Here is a 21,571-nt window from a genome sequence, read left to right on the forward strand (position 1 = left end):
CACGACACTACCGGCGCGGGCGGCGAGCGGATGCCTCGGCATCCGTCGCGGCGATGCCCGCCGCCGAGCCCGCTACGGCCTCGCCGGCCGCCTCGGTCGCAAGCCCCGCCTCGGACGCGGCCAGTCGTTCCTGGGTGGTCGCGCGGTGGAGGGACCTGTTGGGGAGGAACATCACCGCGATGAGGCTGATGATCGCCAGCGGCACGGCGATCAGGAACGAGTGGGAGATGCCCTGGGCGTAGATGTCCTCGACGATGACGCGCACCGAGGCGGGAAGCGTGTTCACCGCCGGCAGGGTTCCCGACGTCAGCTGCGCCGCGACGTCCGCGCCCCGCTCCCCGAGGCCCGCGATCGCCGCGCCGAGCCGCGCCTGGCTCGAGGCGAAGAGGTCGCTCACGCTCGCCGCGAGCGCCGCGCCCATCGCCGACACGCCGATCGTGCCGCCGAGGCTGCGGAAGAAGGTCACGCCGGAGCTGGCGGCGCCCATGTCCTGGGGGCGCGCGGTGTTCTGCACGATGAGAACGAGGTTCTGCATGGTCATGCCGACCCCCGCGCCGAGAAGGAACATGTAGACGGACACGAGCACGAAGGGCGTGTCGTAGCGCAGGGTGGACAGCAGCGACGACCCGGCGATGAGCAGCACCGACCCGGCGACGAGGTAGGGCTTCCAGTGGCCGTACCGCGTGATCAGCTGGCCGACGACGATCGAGGCGACGAGCAGGCCGCCGATCATCGGGAGGGTCATCAGGCCCGCCTCGGCGGGGCTCGCGCCGCGGGACATCTGCATGTACTGGCTGAGGAAGACCGAGGTGCCGAACATCGCCACGCCCGTCGCGATGGAGGCCACGACGGAGAGGGTGAAGGTGCGGTCGCGGAAGAGCGAGAGCGGGATGAGCGGCTCGCGGCTGCGGAGCTCGACGAGCACGAACAGCACCGCCCCGAGCAGCGCTCCGCCCACCATGAGCGCGGTCTCGACGCCCCACCAGGGGTAGGAGACGCCGGCGCCCGTGATCCACACGAGCAGGAGGGACACGGATGCCGCGAGCAGCACGATGCCGACGTAGTCGATCGAGACCCGGTCGCGCCGGCGGCGCGGCAGGTGCAGCGTGCGCTGGAGGATGACGAGGGCGGCGATCGCGAACGGTATCGCGACGTAGAAGTTCCACCGCCAGCCGATGCTGTCGGTGATGAGACCGCCCAGAAGCGGGCCTCCGACGGTGGCCACCGCCATGACCGCGCCGAACAGGCCCATGTACCGGCCGCGCTCGCGCGGGCTCAGGATGTCGGCCATGATCACCTGGCTGAGCGCGGCGAGACCGCCGGCGCCCAGGCCCTGGACGGCGCGGAACGCGATGAGCGTTCCCGTGTCCTGCGCGAACCCGGCGGCGGCCGTCGCGAGGACGAAGATCACGAGCGCGAGCTGGATGAGCAGCTTCCGATCGACGAGGTCGGCGAGCTTGCCCCAGACGGGTGTCGAGATCGCCGTCGTGAGCAGGGTCGCCGTGACGACCCAGGTGAAGGCGGCCTGATCGCCTCCGAGGTCGTGGATGATGACGGGCAGCGACGTCGAGACGACGGTCGCGGCGAGCATCGAGACGAACATGCCCAGCAGCAGACCCGACAGGGAGGGGAGCACGCCGCGTCGCGGAAGGGGCGCGGCGGAGGCGTCGGTGGCGGTGGTGCCGGAGGTCGTGGTCATGCGGGCCCTTCTTCACGTGTGCGGGGCGCGACGACGTCGGCGCGATGGTTGATCTACGTCAACTATATGTGGATGTTTGACGTGGGTCAACAAGTTTCTCCGCGCGATGGCGCGCCGAACGGAGGCCGCTGCGCGCCGTGGCCACACGGGCGCCGCGATGCGGCTGCGACGCTCAGTCGGCGAGGGCGAGCGCGCGGAAGGCCTCCCGGGCGGGCGCCGGCTGCGGCATCCGTGCCCCCGTCGTCCGCCGATGCAGCTCGTTGATGAGCGAGGAGGCCAGGTGCACCAGTCGGTCGATCTCCCGCTCGTCGCGGTCGACCCACGCGCACCGGGGCTCGTCGCCGACCGGCACGAAGTCGATGTGCTGCTCCCATGCGACGAGGGTGCGCTCCGCGCCGAGCACGTGCTGCTGCCACCACACCTGGCGGAGGTAGGAGCGGGGGATCGAGCGCCACGCCTTGTTGGTCGTCTTGATCTCCGCGAGCAGGATGCGGCCGCCGGCCGTCACGGCCACCCCGTCGGGGGTCGCGAGGTGCCTCGGCTCGATCACCGCGTGGAAGAGCGCGCTCGACGGGCGGATGCCGTGGGTCGCCGCCACCCACGATGCGATCTCGGGCTCGCGGCGGCGCCCGTGGTCCGTGTACGCGTTGCCCGAGAACCGGGAGCCCAGGAGCTTCGCGTCGGCGGCCTTGCGGATCGCGTTCTCGCTCGTGAGCGTCGCCACGTCGGTGGCCGTGATGCCCCGCGACCGCGCCCGTACCCACGCGACCCGGTCGCGGCTGTCGGCCACGATCCGTGCGGCGAGTTCGGGGGTCACGCCCTCGACCCTAACCCCGCCCGCGCTGCGACGTCGGCCCGGCACGCGGGGCGCGGCGCGTGCCGGCGGGGGCGATCGTGGCGGGATTTGGCGGCGAGGCCGGCGGCGGGTAGAGTACCTGGAGCCGAAGACCGCCGGTCGTCGGTGCAGACGAGAGTCCGCACCGATCGAAGCACTGCACAGCAGGGGCCCGCGCAGGTGACACGAACGACATCCGATTCAGGATCGAAGCTCCGTGCGCTTGCGCTCGGAGCTTTTTTTGTGCGTGAGGGGGCCTCGGCCGGTGCCCCGCCATCGTGGGGCGCCTCGTACACACAAGGAGTGGCCATGGCGCAGAAGGATGCATCGGTCGCCGAGCTCTCGAAGAACTTCGAGGACTCGACCGCCGTACTGCTGACCGAGTACCGCGGCCTGACGGTTGCCGAGCTCAAGGAGCTCCGCAACAGCATTCGTCAGGACGCGGAGTACGCCGTGGTGAAGAACACGCTGACCAAGATCGCGGCGAACAAGGCCGGGATCTCGGAGCTGGATGACGAGCTGAAGGGCCCGTCCGCCATCGCCTTCGTCCACGGTGACCCCGTCACCGTGGCCAAGGGCCTGCGCACCTTCGCCAAGGCACACCCTCACCTCGTGATCAAGGGCGGCTACTTCGACGGTGCCGCCCTGACCGCGGATGAGGTCAACAAGCTCGCCGACCTCGAGAGCCGTGAAGTCCTGCTGGCGAAGCTCGCCGGTGCGATGAAGGCCTCGCTGTTCGGCGCTGCCTATCTCTTCAACGCTCCGCTGTCGAAGGCCGTTCGCACGGTCGACGCGCTGCGTGAGAAGCAGGAGTCCGCGGCCTGAGGGCGCGCGGCGTGAACAAACCCCATATCAAGGAGACACATCATGGCAAAGCTCAGCACTGAGGAGCTGCTCGACGCGTTCAAGGAGCTCACGCTCATCGAGCTGTCCGAGTTCGTGAAGAAGTTCGAGGAGACCTTCGAGGTCACCGCTGCCGCTCCCGTCGCCGTGGCCGCCGGTCCCGCCGCCGGTGGCGCGGGTGGCGCCGAGGAGGCCGCCGAGGAGAAGGACTCGTTCGACGTCATCCTCGAGGCCGCCGGCGACAAGAAGATCCAGGTGATCAAGGTCGTCCGCGAGCTCACCTCGCTCGGCCTCGGCGAGGCCAAGGCCGTCGTCGACGGCGCCCCCAAGGCCGTGCTCGAGGGCGCGACCAAGGAGGCCGCCGAGAAGGCCAAGGCTTCCCTCGAGGAGGCCGGCGCGACGGTCACCCTGAAGTAATCAGGTTCTACGCGACGACGAAGGCCCCGGGCATCCGCTCGGGGCCTTCGTCGTCGGTGCATCACACCGCCGCAAGCGTGTGCGCGGGCGGAGCGGTCGACGCGCGCACGACGAGCCTGGCCGGGGCCGAATGGCGCACGGGCCGCGCGTCGGCGCCGGCGATCTGCTCGAGGAGCAGTCGCACGGCCTCCTCGCCCTGCGCGGCCGGATCCTGCTCGATGGTGGTGAGCGTGAACATGTCGGCGTAGTCGTGACCGTCCACCGCCACGACGCTGAGCTGAGCGGGCACCGCGATGCCGAGCCGGCGGGCCGCGATAATCGTCCCGATGCCGATCTCGTCGCAGGCGGCGACGATGCCGCTGGGCCGGCTCGTGCGGTCGGCCAGCAGAGATGCTGCGGCGGCGTAACCGTCGGGAAGCGTCAGCGTCGCGGGCTCCAGCCTCGCGCTCCCCGCGAGCCCCGCCTCCGTCATGGCGGCCAGATACCCCGCCGAGCGGTCGTCGACGTCGCGCGCCGAGGGCTCCGACGGCGGCGTCCGCCCGAGGAAGGCGATGTCGGTGTGGCCGAGGGTGAGCAGATGCTCGGTCATCATCCGCCCGATCACGAAGTTGTCGACCCCGAGCGTCGTGATTCCCGGCAGCTCGTTGCCGATGTGCAGGAAGGGCTTGCCGTAGTCCCGCAGGCGCTCGATGTCGTCGTCGTCCGGCTCGAGGGCGACGGCCAGGACGCCGTCGAACCGCTTGCGCGCGAGGAAATGGGCGTAGAGGCTCTCGCGGTCGCGGGAATCGGGTTCTGCGACGAAGAGGGTCAGGTCGAATCCGGCGCTGATCAGCGATCGCTCCACGCCCTCGATGACCGAGCCGAAGTACCAGCGATTGACGCGGGGAACGATGAGCGCGATGTTGTGCGTGCGGCCCGTGACGAGGCTCGCGGCGTTGGTCGATGCGACGTATCCGAGCCGCTCGGCGGCGTCCCGCACGCGCGAGCGGGTGTGCTCCGACACGTAGCCGCGGCCCGTGAGCGCCCGGCTGGCGGTCGACTTCGACACCCCGGCGGCGCGGGCGACGTCGGCGATCCCGCTCATCGCGCCTCCTTTGGCCGACTCCGACTGGTTGGGTATGGAAACGTTTCCATCCGATCGTGGCACCTCTTTGTGCCCTCTTGACGATCGAAGGTGACGTTAGCACGCGTGATTTCGTGCGGTTCCACGAGGTTATGAAGTTGTGATCTGCCGTCGTTGTGGCGGGCCAGAGCGCTCATCTACGGTGAGCATGGAATCGATTCCCTAACCGTGTCCTGCGGCAAGGTGATCCACAGCGCGAACAACACGCGTACTCGATGAGGAGGACCAGATGGCAAACATGCGACGGGGCAGGATCCTCGTTTCGGCGTCGGCACTCGCGGTGGGCGGACTCGTCCTCGCCGGGTGCACCGGCGGACCTGGCGCGTCCGACGGCGGCGGTGACGGCGGGGGAGGCGACAACGTCGTGACGATCTACGGCACGATCGTCGACACCGAGGCCGAGCTGCTCAACGAATCGTGGGCGGAGTGGGAGGAGGAGAACGGAATCGACATCGAGTACGAGGCCTCCCAGGAGTTCGAGGCCCAGATCGCGGTCCGCGCGCAGGGCGGCACCCCGCCCGACCTCGCGATCTTCCCCCAGCCGGGCCTCCTCGCCGACATGGCAGACCGCGGCTATCTCGTTCCCGCGCCCGAGGCGGTGGCCGACAACGTCGCGGAGTACTGGTCGGAGGACTGGGCGGCGTACGGCACGGTGGACGGCACCCTGTACGGAGCGCCGCTGATGGCGAGCGTCAAGGGATGGATCTGGTACTCGCCGTCGACCTTCGCCGAGAACGGCTGGGAGGTGCCGACGACCTGGCAGGGGCTGCTCGATCTCACCGCGCAGATCCAGCAGAGCACGGGGGCGCCGCCGTGGTGCGCCGGCTTCGGCTCGGACGCGGCGACCGGCTGGCCCGGCACCGACTGGATCGAGGACGTCGTCCTGCGCCAGTCCGGCACGGACGTCTACGACCAGTGGGTCGCGAACGAGGTTCCGTTCACCGACCCGCAGATCGCATCGGCGTTCGACGAGGTCGGTAAGATCCTGCTCGACCCGAACTACGTCAACGCCGGGTTCGGCGACGTCCAGTCGATCGGCACGACGCCCTTCGGCGACCCGGCCTCGGCGCTGGTGTCGGGCGACTGCCTCCTGCACCACCAGGCCTCGTTCTACGACGGCTTCATCACGGATGCCGGGGGCACCGTGGCCGAGGACGGCGACATCTGGGCCTTCCTGACCCCGCCCTTCGAGGAGGGTGCCGAGGGTGCTGTGGTCACCGGCGGTGGCGAGATCGTCGGTGCGTTCGACGACCGCGAGGCCGTCCAGATGGTGCAGGAGTACCTGTCCAGCCCCGAGTGGGCGAACAGCCGTGTGAGCCTCGGCGGCGTCATCTCGGCCAACAACGGACTCGACCCCGAGAACGCCTCGAGCGAGATCCTCTCGGCGGCCATCGCGATCCTTCAGGATCCCGAGACGACGTTCCGCTTCGACGCGTCCGACCTGATGCCCGGCGCCGTCGGCTCGGGAACGTTCTGGGCGGGCATGCGCGACTGGGTGGGCGGCACGCCCACAGCCACGGTGCTCGAGCAGATCGAGGCGGGCTGGCCTTCCAGCTGACCCGCGCGGCTCGTGGGGCCGCCCCTTTCCCGGGGCGGCCCCACTCCCTACCCTGGGGGCAGGCCGAGCACCTCTGCGCCGCCCCGAGTTCGACGAAGCACTCGAAAGGACCCTCGTGACCGCCTTCCTCCAGTGGCTGAGCACGATCTCGCCGTGGCTCGAGATCCCGATCATCATCGGTGCCTTCCTGATCGTGATCGCGCTGCTGCTCTTCTTCATCGAGATCGCCCCTCGCAAGGGGCGCATCTACACGGTCATCCGCCTCGCCGCCTGCGTCCTCATCCCCCTCGTCGTGCTGTGGGCGCTGCAGTCCTACGCGTGGGCGATCCTCGCCGCGGGGGTGATCGGTCTCCTCTTCTTCTGGCTCGATCTCCGGGCGAAGGAGGGTGCGGGGTACATGTTCCAGCTCGTCGGCTTCCTGAGCCCCGCGCTCGTCCTGCTCGTCATCGGGCTCGTGATCCCGTCCATCCAGACGGTCTTCCAGGCGTTCATGAACTCGCGCGGCACCGCCTTCGTCGGATTCGACAACTTCGCCTGGGTCTTCTCGACCCCGAGCGGCATCCGCACGATCATCAACACCATCGTGTGGGTGCTCATCGCGCCGGTCGTGTCGACCATCGCGGGCCTGGCGTACGCGTACTTCATCGACAAGACGCGCGGTGAGAAGTACTACAAGATCCTCGTCTTCCTCCCGATGGCGATTTCATTCGTGGGGGCGTCGATCATCTGGCGCTTCATGTACACGGCCCGTCCCAGCGATCAGAACCAGATCGGCTTCCTGAACCAGGTGATCGTGTGGCTGGGGGGCGAGCCGATCAACTTCCTCGCCGCGGAGCCGTGGAACACGCTGTTCCTCATCGTCGTGCTCATCTGGGTGCAGACCGGTTTCGCGATGGTCGTGCTGTCGGCGGCGATCAAGGGCGTGCCCACGGAACAGCTGGAGGCCGCCGAGCTCGACGGCACCAACGGGTGGCAGCGTTTCATCAACGTCGTCGTCCCCGCCATCCGGCCCTCCCTCATCGTCGTCCTGACCACGATCTCCATCGCCTCGCTGAAGGTCTTCGACATCGTCCGCACGATGACCGCCGGAGCGAACAACACCTCGGTCATCGCGAACGAGATGTACACGCAGTTCCGCAGCTTCGAGACCGGCCGGTCCGCGGCCTTCGCCGTGATCCTGTTCGTCCTCGTGATGCCGATCATCATCTACAACGCAAGACAGCTCTCCAAGCAGAGGGAGGTGCGCTGATGAGCGCAGTACAGCCCGTCGAGCTGCCCCTGGACAAAGACTCCCGCAGAGAGCTCGCCCGGGGCGAGAAGAAGGCCGAGCGGGAGGCGCTCGGTCGCACCAAGAAGCGCCTCACCTCGCGCTGGGCGACGCTCGCCGCGCTCGTCATCGCCGTCCTGTGGACGCTGCCGACGTTCGGCGTCTTCGTCTCCTCGTTCCGTCCTCGTGAGTTGATCCAGACCACCGGCTGGTGGACGATCTTCGAGAACTGGGGCTTCACGCTCGACAACTACGCGACCGCGCTGCAGTCGGGCAACAGCCAGCTGGACATGGCGGGCGCCTTCGTGAACTCGTTCGCGATCACGCTCCCCGCCACCGTCGTCCCGATCGTCATCGCCTCGCTCGCGGCGTACGCGTTCGCGTGGATGGACTTCAAGGGCAAGAACATCCTCTTCCTCTTCGTGTTCGCCCTGCAGATCGTGCCGATCCAGATGGCGCTGATCCCCCTGCTGCAGCTGTTCTCGCAGGGAACCATCTTCGGGGTGCCGGTGATCCAGGCGATCGGTGCGTCGGGCTACTCGCAGGTGTGGATCGCGCACACGATCTTCGCGCTTCCGTTGGCGATCTATCTGCTGCACAACTTCACGTCGGAGGTCCCGGCCGACGTGATCGAGGCGGCCCGCGTCGACGGTGCGGGGCACGGGCAGATCTACTTCCGGATCGTGCTGCCGCTCACCGTTCCGGCGCTCGCGTCGATCGGCATCTTCCAGTTCCTGTGGGTGTGGAACGACCTGCTCGTGGCGTTGATCTTCGCCGACGGCAACGTCGCGCCCATCACGAAGCTCCTCGCCGAGATGACGGGCAACCGCGGTCAGGACTGGTACCTGCTCACGGCGGGCGCGTTCATCGCGATCCTGGTGCCGCTCATCGTCTTCCTGGCGCTCCAGAGATACTTCGTGCGGGGGCTGCTCGCGGGCTCGACGAAGGGGTGACACCTTCCGCGTCCGGCGGCTCGATGCAGGGGGGTGGCTCGCAGTCCGCCGGACGCGGAGGGTGCCGCATCAGTCGGCGCTGCACCCCAGGCGCTCGGATGCCGCGGCCATCGCGTCGATCTCGAAGCGCTGCGTGTCCTTCATGCCCTGTGCGACGTGGCGGACGCGGGGCTCGGAGCCGAGCTCCAGCACCGCGTCGACCATGTCGATCGCGCCCTCGTGGTGCGTCGTCATGAGGTCCAGGAACATGCAGTCGGCGGCCGGCCCCGACGCTGCCTCGAATGCGGAGAGCTGCGCGTCGGTCGCCATGCCCATCTGCACGAGCAGGTCCTCTCCCCTCAGCGTCTCCCCGGCGGGCGCGCCGTGGCCGTGGCCCGAGGCATCCGTCATCCACGCCATCGTCGGACCCCCCGCCTGCGGGAGGCCCCACGAGACGAGCCAGGAATACATCTCGCCCTGCTGCGCCGACTGCGCCGTGGCGATGTCGTACGCCAGCGCCCGCAGCTGCGGGTCCTCCGTCTCCCGGTACAGCGTCATCGCCATGTGCACCGCCTGAGCGTGGTGCAGCTGCATGTCGCGCGCGAAGCCGGCCTCCGGCGACGTCGTGGTGGGGGAGGCGGCCTGGTCGAGGGCGCCGAAGGTCGTGAATCGGCCCGCCGCGAACGCCAGGGCGGCGACGGCGAGAACGGCGAGCGTCGCCAGCAGCCACCGCGGCGGGCCGCTGCGGGTCGGCCGGGCGGCGGGGTCGGCCGTCACCTCAGACCCGGCCCTCGCCGTCGATCGCGCCGGTGCAGACCGCGTTCGGCTCGGGCGCCTGGTCGCTGCGCCAGTACTCCTCGAAGAACTGGGGGATGCGCTCGTCGTCGACCGAGTCGACCTTCAGCTGCGAGTTCCACCCGCTGAGGGTCACGGGGGAGTCCATCCCCTCGTACGGCGAGAGGATGTAGTAGCTGGAGGGCATGTAGGAGCGCAGCGTGTCGAGGTCCTCGCCCTGCACGAGCTCGGGGTCGTACGTCACCCAGATCGCGCCGTGCTCGAGGGAGTGCACCGCATACTCGTTCTGCTGCGGCTGGGAGTACTCGCCGCAGTTCAGCCAGTACTGGTTGTGCGGGCCGCCGGCGGGCGGCGTCTGCTCGTAGTCGACGGTTCCCTCCACGTGGGAGGTGTCGTGCGAGAACGTCTCGACTCCCTCGATCTGCGTCCCGGAGCCGGCTCCCGCCTCGTAGGTCGGCCGCGGCGCCGGCTGGAAGACGATCGAGGCGACGACCACGCCCACGACGGCGAGCGCGGCGACGCCTCCGACGACCCACCACATGATGCCGGTGCGGCGCCGCTTGGCGACCTGCCGCTGGTATTCGGCGAGCTTCTCGGCCCGCTTGGCCTCACGCTGCTGCTTGACGGTCAGGGCCTGCTCGGCCTGCTTGGCGGGGTTGCCGCTGGGCTTCTTGGGGGACATGCTGCGGTGCTCTCGGCTCGACGGGTCGAAAGTGTGGCGCCGTGCGCCATCCCGCAAAGTCTATGTGCGCGCCTCGTGCCCAGCCTGGACGGCCGCTGCGAGCGCGCTAGACTGGGGATCGAATCGATTCGATCCGACTTTGGGATCAGGAGAACCTGCGTGCTCGATACCGCCAACGTCCCCGTCGTCCGTCCCGGTCAGGCGGCCGAGGCCGACCGGCGACCCCGCACGGATGCGATCCGGACCCTCGGGTCCAATCCCGCCACCGCGCCGATCATGCTCCACCCGGGCGACAGCATCTCCGCGGGCCGCCGGCTCCTGTACGTCATCCTGCTCGGCGCCCTGACCGCCCTGGGCCCCTTCACGATCGACCTCTACCTGCCCGCGTTCCCCGTCCTGGAGACGGACTTCGACACCACCGCGGCAGCGATCCAGCTGACGCTGACCGGCACGATGCTCGGCTTCGGGCTCGGCCAGCTGCTGGTCGGGCCGCTGAGCGACAAGGTGGGGCGCCGCATCCCCCTCCTCGCGGTCACCGCGCTGCACGTCGTCTCGAGCGTCGCCGCGGCGCTCGCCCCGACGCTCGAGACGCTCGGCATCACTCGCGTGCTGATGGGCGCGGGCGCGGCGGCGGGCGGCGTCGTGGCGATGGCGATCGTGCGCGACCTCTTCGGGGGCCGGCGCCTCGTCGTCATGCTCTCGCGTCTTGCGCTCGTCTCCGGGGTCGCGCCCGTCGTCGCGCCTCTCATCGGCTCGGGACTTCTGCTGGTCATGCCGTGGCGCGGCCTGTTCGTGGTGCTCGCGATCTACGGCGCCGTCATGCTCGTGGCTGCGCTCATCTTCATACCCGAGACGCTGCCGCGCGAGCGCCGGTCCGAGCGAGGGACGACGACGGTGTGGCAGCGGTACGGCAGCGTCCTGACCGACCGGGTCTTCCTCGGCGTGCTCGTGATCGGCGGCATGACCTTCAGCGGTCTGTTCTCCTACTTGTCGGCCTCGTCGTTCCTCTTCCAAGAGAGCTTCGGCTTCGACGCGCAGCAGTACGGCCTCCTCTTCGCCGTCAACTCGATCGGGCTGGTGATCGGGGTGCAGGTCGCATCGCGGCTGGCGGCCCGGTTCGGTCCCCAGTGGGTGCTCGCGTATTCCACCGCGATGCTCTTCGTGTCGGCCGTGGCGATCATCGTCTTCGACCAGCTCGGTTTCGGCCTCTGGGGCATCCTGATTCCGCTGTTCGTCTTCATGGTGACGTGCGGTTTCACGTTCCCGTGCGCGCAGGTGCTCGCTCTCGACCGCCACGGCAAGGCGGCGGGAACGGCCGCCTCGCTCCTGGGCGCCGTCAACTTCGGCGTCGCGGGCCTGGTCTCGCCCGTCGTGGGATGGTTGTCGGCCGATTCGGCGATCACCGGCACGACGATGGCAGCCGTGATGGCGGGCTGCGCCGTGATCGGTATCCTCGCCCTCTGGTTCGTCGTGCGGCCGCGCAGCGTCCAGGCGCTCACGCCGTGACCGGCGGCGGGCGTCCGCGCTGGCACAATGGCGCGATGGATGCCCCACACCCCGCCCGTATACGCACCTGGCTCATCGTCGGCGCCGCGCTGGCCGTGCTCGGAATCGCGCTCGGCGCGTGGATCAGCATCGGGCGGGGCAACGATCCCTTCGCGGTGGACGCGGCGTGGTCCGCGTGGCTCGCGGCCGGTCGCACGGAGATCCTGCTCTCGTTCTCCTACGCCATGAACTTCCTCGGCGGCGGCTGGTTCGGCATCCTCGCCCTGCCGCTGGCGGTGGTCGCCGTCCTGCTCGTGCTGCGACGCCCGTGGGCGGCGGCGTACTTCCTCGTGGCATCCGCGGTGTCGGCGGGTCTCGTGCAGGTGTGCAAGCACCTCTTCGGGCGTGCGCGGCCCGAGGAGATCATCGTCGTGTCCGACTTCGGATCGTTCCCCTCCGGTCACGTCGCCAACGCCGCGACGATCGCGGTCGCGCTCTTCGTCGTCTTCCCGGGTGTCTGGGTGGCCATCGCCGGAGCGGCATGGACGACGCTGATGGCGTTCTCCCGCACATACCTCGGCGCGCACTGGCTCAGCGACACTCTCGGTGGGGCCCTGCTCGGGGCGGGATCGGCGTTGCTGGTCGCGGTGCTCTTCGCGCGGCTGCTCGACAGCGAGTTCCGTCGACGGGCGGGATCGCGTCCCGTCGCGGAGGTGGCGTCCTGAGCGCCCCGGGTTCACGGTCGGGCGCTGAGAGGGCCCTGGCTCGGTCCCTATCGGCATAGGTAATCCGCCTCTCGAGGCGTACCATGGCCGCATGGCGACGAAGCCCCCCACCACAGACATCGACGAGTCCCGTCTCCACGTCACGCGACCCAAGAAGGTCGCCGTCGGCGTGCCCGCGGTGCTGCACGCCCTGCAGATCGCGAACGAGCAGATGGGCGTCACCCGCAGCATCCGCACGCTCATGCAGGTGAACCAGAAGGACGGGTTCGACTGCCCCGGGTGCGCCTGGCCGGAGGAGGACAAGCGCCACATCGCGGAGTTCTGCGAGAACGGCGCGAAGGCCGTCGCCGAGGAGGCGACGGTGCGCCGGGTGGGGCCCGATTTCTTCGCGACGCACTCCATGGAGGATCTGCGCGGCCACGACGACTGGTGGCTCGGGCAGCAGGGCCGGCTCACCCAGCCGATGATCCTCGACGAGGGCGCGACGCACTACCGCCCCATCTCGTGGGACGACGCGCTCGGCGAGATCGCGGCGAGCCTGCGCGGCCTCGACGACCCCGACGAGGCCGTCTTCTACACCTCGGGTCGCACCTCGAACGAGGCGGCGTTCCTCTACCAGCTGCTCGTGCGGGGCCTCGGCACGAACAACCTCCCCGACTGCTCCAACATGTGTCACGAGTCGAGCGGTTCGGCCCTCACCGAGACCATCGGGATCGGCAAGGGGACGGTGTCGATCGAAGACATCCACGAGGCCGATCTGCTCATCGTCGCCGGGCAGAACCCGGGAACGAACCACCCCCGCATGCTGAGCGCGCTCGAGAAGGCGAAGGCGCGCGGCGCGACGATCGTCGCGATCAACCCACTGCCCGAGGCGGGGCTGCTGCGGTTCGAGAACCCGCAGACGCCCAAGGGCGTCATCCTCGGCGGGACCAAGCTCGCGGATCAGTTCGTGCAGATCCGCCTCGGCGGCGATCAAGCGCTCTTCCAGGCGATCGGCAAGCACCTCCTCGAGGTGGAGGAGCGCGAGGGCGGCGTGCTCGACCGCGCCTTCATCGACGCCCACACGGTGGGCTTCGACGAGTACGTCGACGAGATGAGCCGCGTCGCGTGGAGCGAGCTCGAGACCGCCACGGGCGTATCCGAGGCATCGCTGCGCCACGTCGCGGAGACGGTGCGCACCTCGAAGGCCACGATCGTCTGCTGGGCGATGGGGCTCACGCAGCACAAGCACTCCGTGCCGACGCTGCGGGACGTCGTGAACGTCCTTCTCCTGCAGGGAAACATCGGCCGGGCGGGGGCCGGTGTCTGCCCCGTGCGGGGCCACTCCAACGTGCAGGGCGACCGCACGATGGGCATCTACGAGAAGCCTTCCGAGGCGTTCCTCGAGGCGCTCGACCGGGAGTTCTCGTTCACCGCGCCCCGTGAGCACGGCTACGACACCGTCGAGGCCATCCGCGCGATGCGCGACGGCAAGGTGCGCGTCTTCCTCGGCATGGGCGGCAACTTCGTCAGCGCGACGCCCGACACGCGGGTCGTCGAGGACGGGATGTCGCGGTGCGATCTGACCGTGCACGTGTCGACCAAGCTCAACCGCTCGCATGTGGTCACCGGTCGGCGTGCGATCATCCTGCCGACCCTCGGACGCACGGATCGGGACGCACGGGCGGGGGGCGAGCAGCGCGTGACCGTCGAGGACTCGATGGGCGCGGTGCACGCGTCGCGCGGGCGGCTCGAGCCGCCGTCCTCCGACATGCTCAGCGAGGTCGCGATCATCGCCCGACTCTGCGCGCTCGTGTTCGCCGACGCGGCCACGGGGGTGAGCCCGCGGAACGCGGCGCCCGCCCACGACGGCGACGTCGACCGCGATCAGGTGGAGCGCACGGCCGCCGAGGAGGCGAGCGGCCCGGATCCCGCCGGCGTGGAAGCCGCGGCGAACGTCCCGCGGGCCGACTGGGCGGCCCTGGAGGGCGACTACTCGCTCGTCCGCGCGCACATCGAGCGCGTCATCCCGGGCTTCGACGACTACGAGAAGCGCATCGCGAAGGGGCGCACGTTCTTCCTCCCGAACGGTCCCCGTGACGGGCGGCGGTTCGCCACGGCTTCGGGGCGGGCGCATTTCACGGCCAACCCGCTCGAGTACCCGCGCATCCCGGAGGGCCGCCTGCTGCTGCAGACCCTGCGCTCGCACGATCAGTACAACACCACGATCTACGGCAAGGACGACCGCTATCGCGGCATCCACGACGGACGCCGGGTGGTGCTCGTGAACGCGGAGGACATCGCCGCGCTGGGCTTCGCGGACGGCGACATCGTCGACCTCGTCTCCGAATGGCCGCGCACCGACGGATCGCTCGAGGAGCGGCGCGCGGAAGCGTTCCGCATCGTGGAGTACCGAACGCCTCGGGGCAACGCCGCGGCGTACTACCCGGAGACGAACGTGCTCGTGCCGCTGGATTCGACCGCCGACGTCTCGGGGACCCCCACCTCGAAGTCGGTGATCGTGCGCCTGGAGCGCCCCGCGGCATCCTGATCCCTCCGCGGGGACCGTCCCGCGTGCCCCGATGGACCGTGTCAAGCGGCTTGTCGGGGTCGGGGTCGGCGCGTACGGTTCGAGGCATGCTGGAGACATCCGCCCCCACGGGCCGCGAAGAGGCCCTGCGGGCCGCGCCGCGCGCGGACGGGGAGCAGCCGCGCGCGCTCGTACTCGGCTCCACCGGGTACATCGGCGGCCGCCTCGTGCCGCGGCTGCTGGCCGCGGGCTATCGGGTGCGGGTGCTCGCCCGCGACCCGGCGCGCGTCGCGGCCTACCAGTGGGGCGACCGGGTCGAGATCGTCATCGGAGACGCGACGGACGTGGCGGCGGTCACCGAGGCCACCCGGGGCGCCGACGTGATCTACTACCTCGTGCACTCGATGGGCGGCGGGCGCTTGTTCGAGGAGACCGATCAGCGCGCGGCCCGGACGCTCGCGGATGCCGCGGCGGCCGCCCGGGCGGGGCGAATCGTCTACCTCGGCGGGCTCCATCCGGATGACGCGACGCTCTCACGCCACCTGCGCTCGCGCGTGGAGGTCGGCGAGATCTTGCTGGCCAGCGGCGTGCCCGCCCTCGTGCTGCAGGCGGGCGTCGTGATCGGCTCGGGGTCCGCATCGTTCGAGATGGTGCGCCATCTCACCGAGGTGCTGCCGTATATGCCCGCGCCGAGATGGGTGCGCAACCGCATTCAGCCGATCGCCGTTCGAGACGTGCTGCACTACCTCCTGGGTGCCGCGAAGGTCGATGCCGACGTGAACCGCGCCGTGGACATCGGCGGGCCCGACGTGCTGCGGTACGGCCAGATGATGAACGGCTACGCCGTGCAGGCGGGCCTGCGTCAGCGCCCCATCGCGGCGCTGCCGGTGCTGACGCCGGGACTGGCCTCGCACTGGGTCAACCTCGTCACCCCGATACCGCGGTCGATCGCCCGTCCGCTCGTGGAGTCGCTGCAGAACGAGTGCATCGTGAAGAACCGCGACGTCGACGCGCTCATCCCGCGCCCCGAGGGCGGGCTGACGCCCTATCGGCGGGCGGTGGCCCTCGCGCTCGGGCGCGAGCGGGCGGGCGGTGTCGAGACGAGCTGGCAGGATGCCGCCGTGCACGACGCCCCGAGCGACCCCCTGCCGGCAGACCCGGAGTGGGCGGGCCGGATGGTGTTCACAGACCTCCGCTCGGCGGACACCCGGGCGCCCGCCGAGGACCTGTGGGCCGTCATCGAGGGCATCGGGGGCACACGGGGCTGGTACTCGTGGCCCCTCGCATGGGCGGCGCGGGGATGGATGGACAAGATCGTCGGCGGCGTCGGGCTGCGGCGGGGCCGCCGGCATCCCGACCGCCTCGTCGTCGGGGACGCGCTCGATTTCTGGCGCGTCGAGCAGGTGGAGCGCGGCGGTGGCGAGCAGCCGTCGCAGTTGCGCCTGCGGGCGGAGATGAAGGTGCCGGGGCTCGCCTGGCTCGAGATGCGCGCGGTGCCCACGGCCGGCGGCGCCACCTACGAGCAGCGGGCCGTGTTCTTCCCCCGCGGCCTCGCGGGGCGGCTGTACTGGTTGGCGGTGCTGCCGTTCCACGGCTTCATCTTCGCCGGGATGGCCGCTCGCATCGTCGCCGCGGCCGAGGCTCGGGAGGATGCCGAGCAGGCCGCCGCCGACCGCGCCGACGCGGCCTAGAGTGAGGGGGATGCATGCCCCCGACACCTCCGCGCCGTCCACCGCCGCGGTCATCACCGTCTCCGACCGCTCGGCCTCGGGCGAGCGGTCCGATCGCAGCGGCCCCCTCGCCGTGACCGCTCTCCGGGACGCCGGCTGGGAGTGCGCGGAGCCGGCCGTCGTCGCCGACGGCGACGACAGCGTCGAGGCCGCGCTGCGCGCCGCGCTCGGCTCGGGCGCTCGCCTGATCGTCACGACGGGCGGCACGGGCGTCGGTCCCCGGGACCGGACGCCCGAGGCAACGGCGAGGGTGATCACGCGCGAGCTGCCCGGCATCGCCGAGGAACTGCGTCGTCGCGGAGCCGCGGAGAAGCCCGGCGGCATGCTCACGCGGGGCCTCGCCGGCGTCGTCGATCCCTCGGGGGCCCTCGTGGTCAACCTGCCGGGCTCCACCGCTGCGGTGGCCTCCGGGATGCCCGTCGTCCTCTCGGTCGCGCGGCACGTCGTCGATCAGCTCGCGGGCGGCGACCACTGATGGGCGGGGTGCGCCTGGCCCGGATCAGCGCCGATCCGCTCGATCTCGATGAGCACCTCCGCGCCGTCGACGACGCGGCGGCCGGTGCGCTGACGACGTTCGTCGGCCGCGTCCGTGACCACGATCCGGATGCCTCGGGTGCGGTCGTCGCCCTCGAGTACACCGCCCATCCGGACGCCCCCGAGACCCTCGTGCGGCTCGCGAACGCCGCGATCGGCGACGGATCGGCGGTCGTCGCCGTCAGTCATCGCGTCGGCCGGCTGTCGGTCGGCGACGCCGCGGTGGTCATCGCCGTCGCCTCGCCGCATCGCGCCGAGGCCTTCGAGGTGTGCCGGGAGATCATCGAGACCATCAAGACCGACCTTCCGGTGTGGAAGCGTCAGGTGGAGGCGGACGGCACGACCGCGTGGAAGGGTCTCGGCGGCTGAGGCTCACCCGCCGGCGAACGGCGGCAGCACGTCGACCGTGGCGTCGGCCGCGAGCGGTGCCGCGTCGTCCACCCGCGATCCGCCCACGAGCACGGCGCAACGGGGCAGGATGCCGATGAGCGACGGGTACTCGGCGAGCAGCGCCGCCCGCAGGTCGCCGAGCGTCGTCTCGGGTCGCGACTCCTCGTCGCGCCCCGTCGCCTCCTCGACGGCGGCGAAATAGCGCACCCGTGCCATCAGGACCCGTCCCGCTTCCACGCGGCGGCGAGGTCCACGACGGCCGCGACGGCCTCGCGCACCTGCTCGGGCGATCCGCCCGCCCGACCGGCGACGAAGCCCGCGGCGAACGCGCTGAAGGGAGCGGCGGGACGTGCGACGTCGTTGGCGACATCCCGCGCGAGGTCGAGCACGAGCGATACCGGCAGGTCGTCGCCGGTGAGGTCGAAGCGCTCGCGCAGGGCGGCGGCCCACGCGTCGAGGGCCTCGGGCGGAAGGGTGCGGGAGTTCTCGCTGGACATGGTTCTCTCCGTCTCCGGCGCGGCCTGCGGCACCCCCTGGCGCCGCCGCGCCTCCTCCAGATCCTGCCACGTGTCCACGTCGAGGGCGCTCTCATCGGCGTCCTGAACATCCCTCACACGCAGGTCGGCCACGAGCGCCCGTACGGGCAGGTCGCGGCCGCCGTGGGGGAGCGCGGACGCCGCGGCCCGGAGCGCCTGCGCCCGGTAGATCGCCGTGAGGGGCTGCGTGCGGCCCCCGGCATCCACCATCCTCACGCCGTCGGGGCCCGGCCGCGCGGCCCGGAGGCGTGCGACCGCGTCGCGCGCGCGCGGCAGGTCTGCGGGCAGCACGAGGACCCAGGTCGCGTCGGTGAGAGGGAGCGCGGCGACGATCCCCGCCACGGGGCCGCCGAAGGGCGGGTCCTCCCGCACCCACCGCACGCGCGGGTCGTCCCGCAGCGGCGGCGCGGCGACGACGATGCGGCGCGCTCCGGCATCCGCGGCGGCATCGACCGCCAAGGTCAGCAGGGGGCGTCCGCCGACCTCGAGCAACGGCTTCGCGACGCCGCCGAGCCGCGAGGCCCGGCCGCCCGCAAGGATGATCGCGTCGAGCGAGCCGTCGATCATGCCGCTATGCGCCGGGCCGAGTCCAGGAGCCGGAGCGGCCGCCCTCCTTCGCGGTGATGCGCAGGTCCTCGATGGAGGTGGACTTGTCCATCCCCTTCACCATGTCGACGATCGCGAGGGCTGCGACGCTCACGGCGGTCAGCGCCTCCATCTCCACGCCGGTGCGATCGGCCGTGCGCACGGTCGCCTCGATCTCGACGCCGTCGTCGGTGATCGACAGATCGACCGCCGCACCGTGCACGCCGATGACGTGGGCGAGGGGCAGCAGGTCGGCGCACTTCTTGGCGCCCTGGATGCCGGCGATGCGCGCGACCGCGAGCACGTCGCCCTTGGGGGCCGTGCCGTCCCGGAGCGCGCCCACGACGTGGGCGGCGCAGCGCACGAAACCGCGGGCGGTCGCGGCGCGGACGGTGGGCTGCTTCTCGGTCACATCGACCATGCGGGCGTGGCCGGCGGCATCCAGGTGCGTGAAGCTCATGTGACCAGCATGACATCGACCATGTCGCCGACGTCGACGGCCTCGACGTCGGCCGCGACGATCGCGTAGGCCTCGGCGTGCGCGAGCCCGCCCGCCAGGTGCGAGCCGGAGCCCCCCGCGCTGGCCGGTGCGACCAGCCACCGGGCGGGATCCGAGCGGTCGATGGCGGCGGGCAGGTACTGGCGCCGGCCGAGGGGAGTGCGCCACGCCGTCGCGGCCTGCAGGCGCAGGAGCGGGCGGTGCAGCGCGCGTCGCCCCTGAAGGGCCAGGAGCGCGGGCCGCACGAACGTCTCGAACGACACGGCGGAGCTGACGGGGTTGCCGGGAAGGCCGAAGAAGAGCTCCCCACCGCCGAGCACGCCGAAGGCCTGGGGCTTGCCGGGCTGCATCGCGACCTTGGCGAACTCGACCTCCCCTCCCCGCGAGAGCACGTTCTTGACGACCTCGTAGGCGCCCGCGCTCACACCGCCCGAGGTGATGACGACGTGCGCCCCGGCATCGCGGGCCCGCGAGAGGACGTCGAGGAAGGCGGCATCGCTGTCGTCGACGCTCTCCACCAGGACGACATCCGCGTCGGCGCCCCGCGCGAGGTGCTCGAGCAGGACGGAGTTGGACTCGGGGATCTGTCCGCGCCGCAGATCGGCCCCCGGGGGCGCGAGCTCCGTGCCGGTGGAGACGACGGCGACGCGCGGGCGCTCGTGGACCGTGACGGCCTCGACACCGGCGGCGGCAGCGGCGGACAGGGCGAAGGGTCCGAGCCGCTCGCCGGCGTCGATCACGACGTCTCCCGCGCGCAGATCCGTGCCGCGCCGGCGGATGTGGGCGCCGACGCCCCGCGGCGGGCGGACGACGGCGACGGGCTCCAGCCCGCCGCCCAGACCGGCCTCGGTGTCCTCGAAGGGGACGATCGCGTCGGCGTCGGCGGGGACGGGAGAGCCGGTCATGATGCGGGCGGCCTCCCCGGCCGCCAGCGCCGGGTCGAGCGCGGTGCCCGCGGGCAGGTCGGCGACGACGCGGAGGACGACGGGGCTGCCCGGCGCGGCGGCCGCGGCATCCGCGTATCGGACCGCGAAGCCGTCCATGGCGGAGTTGTCGAAGACGGGGATGTCGACGCGGGCGAGGACCGGCGCCGCGAGCGTCGAACCGGCGGCGTCGCGGAGCCGGCGCGACGATGCCGGAAGGGGGCTCGCCGCGGCGATGACCCGGCCCTGCTGATCCTCGACGCTTCGGAGCGCGGCCCCGCTCACGCTCGGATCCTCGTCCCCGTCAGCATCGCGGCCCACGCGTCCATCCCGCCGGTGAGGACGACGGCGTCGACCCCGGCGCCCCGCAGCGCCTCCGCAGCCCGGCGCGCGCGCATGCCCGCCTGGCAGATCACGATCGTCGGAGTGGTGCCGGAGGGGGGCGCCGCCGCCTCCGGGTCCGCGAGCACGGCGGCGAGGGGGACATGCCGGATGCCGTCGATCGTGCCGCGCGAGAGCTCGTGCTGCTCCCGGACGTCGAGCAGGTCCGGTCGCGCGACGCCGGCGAGAGCGGCCCTCAGGGTCGCGGCATCGATGTGCGGGGGAAGGGGCGGGGCGAGGGATGCCGCGGCATCGGCGTTCTCGCGCCCCGGGGCGGCGCCCACGAGCGGCACCTCGCGCTGCCGGGCCGCCAGCGCGTCGATCACGAGTACGCGTCCCAGGAGCGGCTCGCCGATGCCCGCGATGAGCTTGATCGCCTCCATCGCCAGCAGCGAGCCGACCTGCAGGCACAGGGCGCCCAGAACGCCGACGTCCGCGCACGTGGGGACGTCGCCCACCGAGCCCGGGGGGTAGAGGTCGCCGAGCACGACGGGGGAGGAGCCCGCGGGGGGCGCCGACCAGAACACCGTGACCTGCGCGTGCATCTCCTGCACGGTGCCCCATACCAGCGGCACGCCCGCCCGCTGCGTCGCCGCGGCGACGGCCTCGCGGGTGTCGAAGGTGTCGGTGCCGTCGATCACGAGGTCCGCGTCTGCGAGCAGGCGGGCGGCGTTGTCGGGCGACAGGCGCGCGCGCACCGCCACGACGCGCGTCTCCGGGGAGAGGCCGGCGACGGCCCTCGCGGCGCTGTCGACCTTGGGCCGGCCGACGTCGGCGTGGGCGTGGATGACCTGACGCTGGAGGTTCGAGGGCTCCACGTCGTCGTCGTCGATGATCGTGAGCGTGCCGATCCCGGCCGCCGCGAGCGCGAGGACGACGGGGGAGCCGAGTCCCCCGGCGCCCACGACCGCGACGTGCGCGGCGGCGAGGCGCCGCTGACCGACATCGCCGAGGGCGAGCAGGCTCGTGTGTCGCGCGGTGCGCGCGCGCTCGGCGTCGCTGAGCGCGGCGACGGGCTCGACCAGCGGAGGCAGAGGCATCCCTCCAGGCTAGTCCGGCGCGCACGACGCGGCGCCGCTCGTGTTTCCGCGGATGCGGACGTAATCGCTCCTGAACCTCGCGG

General features: G+C 71.3%; 21 protein-coding genes. 11 read left to right on the forward strand and 10 right to left on the reverse strand.

All coding sequences use genetic code 11. The features are described from left to right. Window positions 1-7 precede the first annotated feature (7 nt). Complete coding sequence (locus RYJ27_RS02930; protein ID WP_330171265.1) at window positions 8-1,699, reverse strand: MDR family MFS transporter; 1,692 nt, start codon at window positions 1,697-1,699, stop codon at window positions 8-10. Between the two features lie 172 nt (window positions 1,700-1,871). Then, window positions 1,872-2,516 (reverse strand): YqaJ viral recombinase family protein, encoded by a 645-nt coding sequence (locus tag RYJ27_RS02935; protein ID WP_330171266.1) that lies wholly within the window; start codon window positions 2,514-2,516, stop codon window positions 1,872-1,874. Between the two features lie 327 nt (window positions 2,517-2,843). On the opposite strand from RYJ27_RS02935, the gene rplJ reads away from it, so the two are divergent. Together rplJ and rplL are read left to right on the forward strand one after the other, a co-directional pair. Then, the gene (rplJ, locus tag RYJ27_RS02940) at window positions 2,844-3,359 is read left to right on the forward strand and encodes a 50S ribosomal protein L10 (protein ID WP_330171267.1); all 516 of its coding nucleotides are present in this window, start codon (window positions 2,844-2,846) and stop codon (window positions 3,357-3,359) included. Window positions 3,360-3,401: 42 nt separating this feature from the next. Then, window positions 3,402-3,794 carry a 50S ribosomal protein L7/L12 gene (gene rplL / locus RYJ27_RS02945; RefSeq protein WP_330171268.1) on the forward strand — a complete coding sequence of 131 codons (393 nt, stop codon included), beginning with the start codon at window positions 3,402-3,404 and terminating at the stop codon, window positions 3,792-3,794. Window positions 3,795-3,855: 61 nt separating this feature from the next. Here the strand turns inward: rplL and RYJ27_RS02950 are convergent, their stop codons facing one another. Next, entirely contained in the window at window positions 3,856-4,878 is a 1,023-nt protein-coding gene (locus RYJ27_RS02950) for a LacI family DNA-binding transcriptional regulator (RefSeq protein ID WP_330171269.1), read from the reverse strand. Between the two features lie 268 nt (window positions 4,879-5,146). On the opposite strand from RYJ27_RS02950, the gene RYJ27_RS02955 reads away from it, so the two are divergent. The 3 genes from RYJ27_RS02955 to RYJ27_RS02965 all read left to right on the forward strand — a co-directional run bounded on the left by RYJ27_RS02955 (window position 5,147) and on the right by RYJ27_RS02965 (window position 8,695). Further along, window positions 5,147-6,475 (forward strand): ABC transporter substrate-binding protein, encoded by a 1,329-nt coding sequence (locus RYJ27_RS02955; protein WP_396663601.1) that lies wholly within the window; start codon window positions 5,147-5,149, stop codon window positions 6,473-6,475. 115 nt (window positions 6,476-6,590) lie between these two features. Then, window positions 6,591-7,724 (forward strand): carbohydrate ABC transporter permease, encoded by a 1,134-nt coding sequence (locus RYJ27_RS02960; RefSeq protein ID WP_330171270.1) that lies wholly within the window; start codon window positions 6,591-6,593, stop codon window positions 7,722-7,724. Continuing rightward, window positions 7,724-8,695 (forward strand): carbohydrate ABC transporter permease, encoded by a 972-nt coding sequence (locus tag RYJ27_RS02965; RefSeq protein WP_330171271.1) that lies wholly within the window; start codon window positions 7,724-7,726, stop codon window positions 8,693-8,695. Before RYJ27_RS02960 ends, RYJ27_RS02965 begins: the two co-directional genes overlap by 1 nt. Window positions 8,696-8,764: 69 nt before the next feature. On the opposite strand, the gene RYJ27_RS02970 is transcribed toward RYJ27_RS02965, so the two are convergent. Both RYJ27_RS02970 and RYJ27_RS02975 read right to left on the reverse strand, forming a co-directional pair. Beyond that, complete coding sequence (locus RYJ27_RS02970) at window positions 8,765-9,451, reverse strand: DUF305 domain-containing protein (protein ID WP_330171272.1); 687 nt, start codon at window positions 9,449-9,451, stop codon at window positions 8,765-8,767. A gap of 1 nt (window position 9,452) precedes the next feature. Beyond that, window positions 9,453-10,151, reverse strand: coding sequence for a DUF3105 domain-containing protein (locus RYJ27_RS02975; protein WP_330171273.1), 699 nt, complete (start codon window positions 10,149-10,151; stop codon window positions 9,453-9,455). A gap of 159 nt (window positions 10,152-10,310) precedes the next feature. Between RYJ27_RS02975 and RYJ27_RS02980 the strand changes: the two genes are divergently transcribed. The 6 genes from RYJ27_RS02980 to RYJ27_RS03005 all read left to right on the forward strand — a co-directional run bounded on the left by RYJ27_RS02980 (window position 10,311) and on the right by RYJ27_RS03005 (window position 17,503). Then, window positions 10,311-11,657 (forward strand): multidrug effflux MFS transporter, encoded by a 1,347-nt coding sequence (locus tag RYJ27_RS02980; protein WP_330171274.1) that lies wholly within the window; start codon window positions 10,311-10,313, stop codon window positions 11,655-11,657. 35 nt (window positions 11,658-11,692) lie between these two features. Beyond that, window positions 11,693-12,361: a phosphatase PAP2 family protein gene (locus tag RYJ27_RS02985; protein ID WP_330171275.1), complete on the forward strand. Its 669-nt coding sequence runs from the start codon at window positions 11,693-11,695 to the stop codon at window positions 12,359-12,361. A 91-nt stretch (window positions 12,362-12,452) separates the two neighbouring features. Further along, on the forward strand, window positions 12,453-14,891 hold the full coding sequence (locus RYJ27_RS02990) for an FdhF/YdeP family oxidoreductase (RefSeq protein ID WP_330171276.1): 2,439 nt from the start codon (window positions 12,453-12,455) through the stop codon (window positions 14,889-14,891). 86 nt (window positions 14,892-14,977) lie between these two features. Then, a complete protein-coding gene (locus RYJ27_RS02995) occupies window positions 14,978-16,561 on the forward strand; it encodes an SDR family oxidoreductase (protein ID WP_330171277.1) in 1,584 nt (527 codons plus the stop codon). Window positions 16,562-16,571: 10 nt separating this feature from the next. After that, window positions 16,572-17,075 carry a MogA/MoaB family molybdenum cofactor biosynthesis protein gene (locus tag RYJ27_RS03000; protein ID WP_330171278.1) on the forward strand — a complete coding sequence of 168 codons (504 nt, stop codon included), beginning with the start codon at window positions 16,572-16,574 and terminating at the stop codon, window positions 17,073-17,075. Next, window positions 17,075-17,503: a molybdenum cofactor biosynthesis protein MoaE gene (locus tag RYJ27_RS03005; protein WP_330171279.1), complete on the forward strand. Its 429-nt coding sequence runs from the start codon at window positions 17,075-17,077 to the stop codon at window positions 17,501-17,503. The genes RYJ27_RS03000 and RYJ27_RS03005 overlap by 1 nt, the downstream gene beginning before the upstream one ends. Before the next feature lie 3 nt (window positions 17,504-17,506). Here the strand turns inward: RYJ27_RS03005 and RYJ27_RS03010 are convergent, their stop codons facing one another. Genes RYJ27_RS03010 through RYJ27_RS03030 form a run of 5 tightly spaced genes read right to left on the reverse strand, consistent with a single transcriptional unit; the run spans window position 17,507 to window position 21,488 of the window. Then, a complete protein-coding gene (locus tag RYJ27_RS03010; RefSeq protein WP_330171280.1) occupies window positions 17,507-17,740 on the reverse strand; it encodes a MoaD/ThiS family protein in 234 nt (77 codons plus the stop codon). Continuing rightward, the gene (locus tag RYJ27_RS03015) at window positions 17,740-18,627 is read right to left on the reverse strand and encodes an NTP transferase domain-containing protein (RefSeq protein ID WP_330171281.1); all 888 of its coding nucleotides are present in this window, start codon (window positions 18,625-18,627) and stop codon (window positions 17,740-17,742) included. Before RYJ27_RS03015 ends, RYJ27_RS03010 begins: the two co-directional genes overlap by 1 nt. Window positions 18,628-18,631: 4 nt before the next feature. Next, the gene (gene moaC, locus RYJ27_RS03020; RefSeq protein WP_330171282.1) at window positions 18,632-19,105 is read right to left on the reverse strand and encodes a cyclic pyranopterin monophosphate synthase MoaC; all 474 of its coding nucleotides are present in this window, start codon (window positions 19,103-19,105) and stop codon (window positions 18,632-18,634) included. Beyond that, complete coding sequence (locus RYJ27_RS03025; RefSeq protein ID WP_330171283.1) at window positions 19,102-20,352, reverse strand: molybdopterin molybdotransferase MoeA; 1,251 nt, start codon at window positions 20,350-20,352, stop codon at window positions 19,102-19,104. The genes moaC and RYJ27_RS03025 overlap by 4 nt, the downstream gene beginning before the upstream one ends. Beyond that, a complete protein-coding gene (locus RYJ27_RS03030) occupies window positions 20,349-21,488 on the reverse strand; it encodes a ThiF family adenylyltransferase (RefSeq protein ID WP_330171284.1) in 1,140 nt (379 codons plus the stop codon). The genes RYJ27_RS03025 and RYJ27_RS03030 overlap by 4 nt, the downstream gene beginning before the upstream one ends. Window positions 21,489-21,571 lie beyond the last annotated feature (83 nt).

The sequence above is a fragment of the Microbacterium limosum genome (genome assembly GCF_036324365.1).
Classification (GTDB): Bacteria; Actinomycetota; Actinomycetes; order Actinomycetales; family Microbacteriaceae; genus Microbacterium; species Microbacterium limosum.

What these genes read in the sequence shown, in the direction of transcription:
- RYJ27_RS02930 (WP_330171265.1), bottom strand. Translation starts at nt 1,699, where the DNA reads ATGACCACGACCTCCGGCACCACCGCCACCGACGCCTCCGCCGCGCCC.
- rplJ (WP_330171267.1), top strand. Translation starts at nt 2,844, where the DNA reads ATGGCGCAGAAGGATGCATCGGTCGCCGAGCTCTCGAAGAACTTCGAG.
- rplL (WP_330171268.1), top strand. Translation starts at nt 3,402, where the DNA reads ATGGCAAAGCTCAGCACTGAGGAGCTGCTCGACGCGTTCAAGGAGCTC.
- RYJ27_RS02950 (WP_330171269.1), bottom strand. Translation starts at nt 4,878, where the DNA reads ATGAGCGGGATCGCCGACGTCGCCCGCGCCGCCGGGGTGTCGAAGTCG.
- RYJ27_RS02955 (WP_396663601.1), top strand. Translation starts at nt 5,147, where the DNA reads ATGGCAAACATGCGACGGGGCAGGATCCTCGTTTCGGCGTCGGCACTC.
- RYJ27_RS02965 (WP_330171271.1), top strand. Translation starts at nt 7,724, where the DNA reads ATGAGCGCAGTACAGCCCGTCGAGCTGCCCCTGGACAAAGACTCCCGC.
- RYJ27_RS02975 (WP_330171273.1), bottom strand. Translation starts at nt 10,151, where the DNA reads ATGTCCCCCAAGAAGCCCAGCGGCAACCCCGCCAAGCAGGCCGAGCAG.
- RYJ27_RS02985 (WP_330171275.1), top strand. Translation starts at nt 11,693, where the DNA reads ATGGATGCCCCACACCCCGCCCGTATACGCACCTGGCTCATCGTCGGC.
- RYJ27_RS02990 (WP_330171276.1), top strand. Translation starts at nt 12,453, where the DNA reads ATGGCGACGAAGCCCCCCACCACAGACATCGACGAGTCCCGTCTCCAC.
- RYJ27_RS02995 (WP_330171277.1), top strand. Translation starts at nt 14,978, where the DNA reads ATGCTGGAGACATCCGCCCCCACGGGCCGCGAAGAGGCCCTGCGGGCC.
- RYJ27_RS03000 (WP_330171278.1), top strand. Translation starts at nt 16,572, where the DNA reads ATGCATGCCCCCGACACCTCCGCGCCGTCCACCGCCGCGGTCATCACC.
- RYJ27_RS03005 (WP_330171279.1), top strand. Translation starts at nt 17,075, where the DNA reads ATGGGCGGGGTGCGCCTGGCCCGGATCAGCGCCGATCCGCTCGATCTC.
- RYJ27_RS03010 (WP_330171280.1), bottom strand. Translation starts at nt 17,740, where the DNA reads ATGGCACGGGTGCGCTATTTCGCCGCCGTCGAGGAGGCGACGGGGCGC.
- RYJ27_RS03015 (WP_330171281.1), bottom strand. Translation starts at nt 18,627, where the DNA reads ATGATCGACGGCTCGCTCGACGCGATCATCCTTGCGGGCGGCCGGGCC.
- moaC (WP_330171282.1), bottom strand. Translation starts at nt 19,105, where the DNA reads ATGAGCTTCACGCACCTGGATGCCGCCGGCCACGCCCGCATGGTCGAT.
- RYJ27_RS03030 (WP_330171284.1), bottom strand. Translation starts at nt 21,488, where the DNA reads ATGCCTCTGCCTCCGCTGGTCGAGCCCGTCGCCGCGCTCAGCGACGCC.